The 6,303-nt window shown below is 68.1% G+C and carries 10 protein-coding genes; 8 read left to right on the top strand and 2 right to left on the bottom strand.

The window, feature by feature from the left end; translation table 11 throughout:
* Positions 1–371: 371 nt before the first annotated feature.
* Together E1166_RS28760 and E1166_RS28755 are read right to left on the bottom strand one after the other, a co-directional pair.
* Positions 372–1,880, bottom strand: a complete 1,509-nt coding sequence (locus tag E1166_RS28760) for a peptide deformylase (protein ID WP_132343006.1) — start codon at positions 1,878–1,880, stop codon at positions 372–374.
* Between the two features lie 118 nt (positions 1,881–1,998).
* A complete protein-coding gene (locus tag E1166_RS28755) occupies positions 1,999–2,367 on the bottom strand; it encodes a GntR family transcriptional regulator (protein ID WP_207914610.1) in 369 nt (122 codons plus the stop codon).
* A gap of 144 nt (positions 2,368–2,511) precedes the next feature.
* On the opposite strand from E1166_RS28755, the gene E1166_RS28750 reads away from it, so the two are divergent.
* From E1166_RS28750 to E1166_RS28725, 8 genes are all read left to right on the top strand, one after another.
* Entirely contained in the window at positions 2,512–2,913 is a 402-nt protein-coding gene (locus tag E1166_RS28750) for a transcriptional regulator (RefSeq protein ID WP_132343005.1), read from the top strand.
* Entirely contained in the window at positions 2,913–3,128 is a 216-nt protein-coding gene (locus E1166_RS31270) for a hypothetical protein (protein ID WP_207914608.1), read from the top strand. Before E1166_RS28750 ends, E1166_RS31270 begins: the two co-directional genes overlap by 1 nt.
* Before the next feature lie 88 nt (positions 3,129–3,216).
* The gene (locus E1166_RS31265) at positions 3,217–3,387 is read left to right on the top strand and encodes a hypothetical protein (protein WP_165944453.1); all 171 of its coding nucleotides are present in this window, start codon (positions 3,217–3,219) and stop codon (positions 3,385–3,387) included.
* Positions 3,387–5,024, top strand: coding sequence for an FtsK/SpoIIIE domain-containing protein (locus tag E1166_RS28745; RefSeq protein ID WP_132343004.1), 1,638 nt, complete (start codon positions 3,387–3,389; stop codon positions 5,022–5,024). Before E1166_RS31265 ends, E1166_RS28745 begins: the two co-directional genes overlap by 1 nt.
* Positions 5,021–5,332 carry a spread protein gene (locus E1166_RS28740; RefSeq protein ID WP_132343003.1) on the top strand — a complete coding sequence of 104 codons (312 nt, stop codon included), beginning with the start codon at positions 5,021–5,023 and terminating at the stop codon, positions 5,330–5,332. Before E1166_RS28745 ends, E1166_RS28740 begins: the two co-directional genes overlap by 4 nt.
* A 31-nt stretch (positions 5,333–5,363) precedes the next feature.
* Complete coding sequence (locus E1166_RS28735) at positions 5,364–5,552, top strand: hypothetical protein (protein WP_132343002.1); 189 nt, start codon at positions 5,364–5,366, stop codon at positions 5,550–5,552.
* Positions 5,549–5,830, top strand: coding sequence for a hypothetical protein (locus tag E1166_RS28730; protein ID WP_132343001.1), 282 nt, complete (start codon positions 5,549–5,551; stop codon positions 5,828–5,830). The genes E1166_RS28735 and E1166_RS28730 overlap by 4 nt, the downstream gene beginning before the upstream one ends.
* Positions 5,815–6,303 (top strand): hypothetical protein (locus E1166_RS28725; RefSeq protein WP_207914606.1); only part of this gene is annotated, 489 nt, incomplete at its 3' end. The genes E1166_RS28730 and E1166_RS28725, both read left to right, overlap by 16 nt.

Raw genomic sequence — 6,303 nt, 5'->3', positions numbered from 1 at the left:
GGGCGTGGGGTTCGGGCCGGCTGACTTTTCCGCCCCGGCGCTGTGGCGCCGGGGCGGCGGCTCCGCAGGAGCCGTTTGCCGCGCCCCGGCCCGCGCCGCGCGGAGCGCCTTGATCTAGTACAGGCTAATTCGGCAACAGATCGCGAGCAGCTCCGAGCCGACCAAGGCCAACAAGACACCACCAACCGCCGCGGCACCTTCCATCCCAGCGACACGGAAACCCCGGGCTCTGGCATCGGCGTTTCGTCCGGCACAAGCTGCCGTGAACAATCCTGTCAACCCGCTACGGATTCCTCCCACTGACCTGGTACGTCATCAGCCGCGCGCTCTACGCCCACGTACGGCCGACTCCGCCCTCTCCCGCCTCTCCCTTACTGAGACCATGCCTTACCAGTGCCCTTGTACTGCGACACGGGGATGGGAGACACACCGTCGCGCATCTTGGCGCGGTAGAGGATGCCGTACACGTGGTCGATCTCGTGCTGCACCAGGCGGGCCACTCCCCCAGTGAAAGCGGTGATGCGGGTAGTGCCGTCGACGTCCTGGTGCTCGACCTCGATGCCGCGGGGCCTGGGCACCATCCCTCGGACGTCAAAGAAGCTCAGGCATCCCTCGTACTGCTCGTCGGTGTCGGGAGTCTCCGCGATCACCCTCGCGTTCAACAAGGTGATGACCTGACCGTCCGGGGTCCGCACGAGACTGGCGTTCCGGCTGATCCCGATCTGCGGCGCCGCGATACCCATGCCCTTCGCGAACTCATGCACCTGCGCGGCCCGCTCCATCGTGGAGGACAACTGCGCGATGACCCGACGGGCATCCTCTGACTCGGCCGGCAGGTCGAACCGGCGAGTTTCGGTCGTCAGCACTGGGTCGCCTTCCTGCACGATCCCGATCTGCTGCATCTGATCGCTCGGGGCGAGCGTATCCACCTGGTCCTCCTTCGCGTTTGCTGCCTTGAAACGCCACGCGATGCGGAACCGCGTGTGCAGGGGCGGCTCGGTGGTCGCCCAGGTGAACGTGACGCTGTCACCGTCGCTGTCCCTCGTGATCGGCGTACGGAAGGCCGACGGCTCGGCGGTCATCGACGTCTCCGTACCCCATGCGACGGGATCGAGGTCCGCGGGAAGGGTGAGAGACAGGCTCAGGCGCCGGGTGGGCAGCCGGATAGCGCGCTGCCACCATGGCCCCCACTTGTGCGCCGAGACGGTGTAGACGTACTCGATCCACCGTTCTTCGCCCGGGTAGAGCGGGAATCGGCCGTCCTGGTTCTCGAACTGCAACCAGACCTCTTTGAAGGCGTCCCGGTCGTGCATGATCGTCCACGCCATCGGCTCGCCTGCACACTGTGCGGTGAGGTTGATTTCCTCCCAGGTGAGCGGGTCGCTTCGGTATAGCTGGTTCGAGCGCTCAGGATCACCGGGGTATCGGTCGACCGCAACGCGCACCAGATAACGGGTGACCGGCTCGGTCCCGACATTACGCAGCAACCGCCGCACCCGTGTGCGGTAGACACCGTCGGCCAACGTGAGTTCGGCGTGCTCGTGCTCCACCACCAGCGCCGTACCTGGTGCGGTCTGGGGGTCGGCCACCGCTGCCTCAGGCCTGCGCTGAGTGGGCGCCGGATGAGCCTGCGCCGCAGCGTGAAGGTCACGCCAACGCCGAATGAGCGCCTGCCCGGCCTTCAACCCTCGATCGGCGCTCTCCGCGAAGTCCCGGCTCGGAACGATGGTGCCGCCTTCGACCTTGCTGATGTACGAGGGGGTGTAACCGACCAGCCCGGCAAGGGCCTTCTGGGAGTAGCCCGCGACCTCACGCCAGTGACGCAGCTCTGCGACGAACGCGGCATGTTCCTCGGATAGCTGTTCCCGGTCCTGGTTCACCGGCGGCCCTCCCCGTAGCCCTGTGAATGGAATGAACGGCGGTTGATCGCTGGTCACCCTGTCGGCAACCGTCTTTCACGCGCTGTCATGGCGACATGCCAAAGACAGCAAGCGAGGCTCAGCGCTTGGTACGGCGGGAGCCTTCCAGAGCAGCAATCCGAGCCTGGAGGTCGGCCAGGTCCGCGCTCTGCTTCTCCACGATGTTCGCCAGCTCGGCCAACCGAACCGACACGTCAGATGCCGGCCGACGCTGCTGGTCGGTGACGAACACTCCCCGGCCCTGCCAGGACTCGACCAGGCCCTCATCCCGAAGCAGGCCGATGGCTCCGGTGACGGTCATCAACGCCACCCCGTACTGCTTCGCCAGCTCCCGGCCGGACGGCAGCTTTGCGCCCGGCTCGTACTCGCCGTTCTGCACCGCGCGCCGCAGGTCATCCGCGATCTGCACGTACGGAGGCCGCGGGTCGTTCGGGTTCACCTCTCCCACGGGAACAGCTTACCCAGAGCGACCTAGAACTCCCGCAAGGTCGATCAAAGGGTAGGTCTAGACTGTTCTAGGTCGCACTAGTACAGTCGGTCTCAGCTCAGACGGTTATCGCCGTCAAAGACGCATCAACAACAGGAGGCAACGATGGCCCTCAGGGGTGGTACGCGGTTCTCGGTGCCGTTCGAGGCGGTGTTCCCGCACGGTGCGGTGTTCGTGCCGGACTCGATTGCGGAGGCGCAGGACTACGACGAGAAGACGGGTCGGCGGACGCCGTCGAAGGACAAGTTGACGGGTCAGCGGGTGTGGCAGTGCCGGGTGATGGATCTGGACCCGGAGTTGGGTGCACGGTCGCGTGAGGTGGCGGTGAAGATCCTGACCGATCACCAGCCGGTTCCGCCGGTGGGTGCGTTCCAGCCGGTGGAGTTCGAGAACCTGACGGTGACGCCGTACGTGGACAACAACACCAAGCGGCTCATGTTCTCGTACCGGGCCTCCGCGCTGGTGGCGCCGAAGACCCTGGCGGAGTCGCGCGGGAAGGCTGCCTGATGTTCGGCCGGAAGCGCTCCGAGTCGGAGCCGGTGCGTAAGGACAAGGTCATGCGTCTGGTCAAGCTCGGTATGGCGGAGACCGACGCCGCTGATCGAGACATCGACAGCCCGGCGTTCGACAAGGCCAAGGCCGCGTACGAAGCCGCAATGGACGGCTGCACCAAGGCGGAGCTGTCGGCGGCGTATGAGGCGCTCAAGAGGCACGGCTACTGAATATGGCGCGGGGCGGCCCTGGCCCTAGGAAAGCTCGGCCGCCCCGCTGCCCAACCAATTCCTCTCGGCCTGGAAGGGCAGGTTCATCATGCCAACTTCTCTGGACTGGACGCGCGGCGCGGGTGCCGGCGACCCGGTCCCCTGCGTGATCTGCGGGAAGCCGGCCATCTGCCGCAGTCCCGCCGGTAAGCCGGTGCACAAGGTCTGCGCGGAAGCCTGGACCGAGCAGCAACGCACCGACCGTAAGGCGGTGGCGTGATGGTGCGCGCTCCGCTGGTCAACTTCCGCCGGTTCCAAATCACCGCGCCCTGGCCGGTGGTGTGGACGGTCACCGGCCTGTTCCTGCTGATCCGCTCCGTTGTCGCAGTGGTGCGCCTCGCGGTGTTCGCGGTGAAGCGCTGGCGGGCCTGGCCCGTCGTCGCCCTGGCCCTGTTCGCCGTCGACGTCTACCGGGATCACGGGTGGTGGCCTCACCTCCTGGTCCTCATCACCGTGACCGCTGCGGGCGGTATGTGGTGGTGGCGTGCCCGGGACTCGTTCCACCGCCTGATCGTTCTGCCGCTGGTGTCGTGGTGGCGGCGGTTGTGGGTGTACCGGCGTCAGTGGCACGAGGTCATGAGCCTGTGCGGGCTGGTGAAGAAGTACGACGGCGGCGAGAAAGTCCCGACGCTGCTGTCAGTGCGCTGCTCCTACGCCACCGATGAACTCGTGGTGCGGATGCCGAAGGGCCAGAACCCGGAGGTCTATCACAAAGCCGCGCGGGATCTGGCGTACTCGTTCGGCACTCGTCACTGCCGGGTGTTCTCCGGTCGTCGCACCGCCGCTCCGCACCGCTCTGGCCGCCTCGCGTGGCTGCTGCGGCTGATCGACCGGGTCCGCTTCCGCGACCGGCCTCGTCACGTGTGGCTGGTGTTCATCCGCCGTGACCCGCTGACCCGCATCGTCTCCCCGCTGCCCGTGCCGACCCGCCCGGACTTCACCGCGCTGCCGCTCGGGCTGCGGGAAGACCTGGCCGTCTACTGCCTGCGGCTGCTCGCTACCCACGTGCTGATCGGTGGCGCGACCCGGATGGGCAAGGGCTCGGTGATCTGGTCGCTCATCCGTTCGCTTGCCGCTGGTATCCGGTCGGGGCTGGTGCGGGTGTGGGCGATCGACCCGAAGGGCGGCATGGAGCTGGCGATCGGCCGGCCGTTGTTCTCTCGCTATGTCGATGACGACTGGCACCGCATGGCCGACCTCCTCGATGACGCGGTGGCTCGGATGCGGGCGCGTCAGCAGATCCTGCGGGGCAAGGCCCGGGTGCACACGCCGACGGTGGATGAGCCGTTGATCGTCGTCGTCATTGATGAGATCGCCGCGCTGCTGGCGTACCTGCCCGACAGCGAGATCCGCAACCGGATCACCCAGTTGCTGGGGTTGCTGCTGTCCCAGGGCGCCGGGCTCGGTGTTCTGGTCGTCGCCGCCACCCAGGACCCCCGCAAGGAAGTCGTTACCGTTCGCGACCTGTTTCCCACGCGCATCGCCCTCGGGCTAACCGAGCGCGGCCACGTCGACCTCCTGTTGGGCGACGGCGCCCGGGACCGCGGAGCACTGGCCGATCAGATCCCGCTGTCGGGCAAGGGCGTCGCCTACGTGCTGCTGGACGGCCAGCCCGAACCGGCGCGGGTGCGGTTTTCCTTCGTCTCCGATGACGTGATCCGCGAGATGGCCGCGACGTTTCCCGCTCCGGCCGAGGTGCAGCCGGAACCCGACCCCGACCCGGCCCCAGCGGCCCGGGTCAACGGCAACGGGCGACGCACCTACCGGCCCACCCCGCCGAAGCAGGCCGCGCCGCTGCTGCCGCCGTCGCTGCTCAACGCACTCGACCTCGGCCCGAACGGAGGTGACCCCCGATGACCGCCCACGAGCTGCCCGAGTCGACCCCGGTCCGGATGCCCTACTCCGACGAGCCGGACGAGCTGATCGAGGAACCGCGCCGGTTCTACCGGCTGCGTGCTCCGCATGTCGACAAGGCATCCGTCCCGGTCACCGTCCGGGTCACCCCCGACGCCGATCTCTACGTCGCCGTCGGCGCTGGCCGGCGCCGCATGTACCTGACCCCGTCGGAGGCGTGGGCGCTGTGGCGCTGCCTGTCCGAAGCAATCGCCTCCACCGGTGAGCCGCCGGAGTGGATCCGCGTCCACGTCAAGCCCACCCACCGCTGACCCTGCCCGATTCGCAACGAGGAGTCCTGTGATGGCTGCCCGTCGACTCACCCTGCGCCCGATCCGCCGCATCTGCCTGGACCTGTCCCACACCGAACCCGACCAGACCTGCCCCTACTGCAACCCCGACACCGTCCTGGACGCCATCGTCACCGCGGCCCTCAACCGGCACGCCGAGATCGCCGCCGAGGACGCCGAGGCGTGGGGGTGGGCCGCATGAACCCGCAGGTGTGGTCCTGGCTGCTGATGACAGTCGGTGTCACCGGCCTGTGGCTGGCCGGCAAGCGCTCCTGGACTGGCTGGGCCGTCGGCCTCGCCGCCCAGCTGCTGTGGCTGACCTACTCGATCGTCACCGAACAGTGGGGGTTCTTGGTCTCCTGCTTCGTCTACGGCGCGGTCTACCTGCGCAACCTGCGGGCCTGGCTCCGCCCGGTCCCTGCGCCGGCTCCGGCGTCCGACTCAACCGGGCAGGAGGTGACCCGGTGCGCCGCGCCCTGAACTCCGAACGGCTGGAAGCCGTCGCCCTGGTTCTCATCCTCCTGGCCGTCGGCGGGATGGCCGGTGCCGCGTCGTTCACCCACGTCAAGGACTGGACGATGATCCACGCCCCCGCCGGCACCGGGGAATGGTTCGGCTGGTCCAACGCCGTCATCTCCGAACTCACCCCCGCCGCCGCGCTGCTGGTCATCCGCCGTCGACGCCGCCGCGACCCGAACGCCCCGGTGCTCTACCCGCTATCGATCCTGATCGCCGCGGTGGCCCTGTCCCTGGCCGCGCAGATCGCAGTGGCCAACGACAGCTTCTCCTCCCGGCTGCTGTCCTCCGTGCCCGCACTGGCTTTCCTCGCCCTATCCAAACTCGTCCTCACCGGCGGCCCCATCCCGACCAAGCCAACCGCCTCGGCCCCGGTGAAGTCGACCTCGGCCCCGGTGGCTGAGCCCGTCGACCTGGACCCGGCCGACCTCCCCACC

It is taken from the genome of Micromonospora sp. KC213 (assembly GCF_004348325.1).
Classification (GTDB): Bacteria; Actinomycetota; Actinomycetes; order Mycobacteriales; family Micromonosporaceae; genus Micromonospora.
Note: the sequence above shows the minus strand (reverse complement) of the source record. Positions and strands in the feature narration are given on the sequence as shown.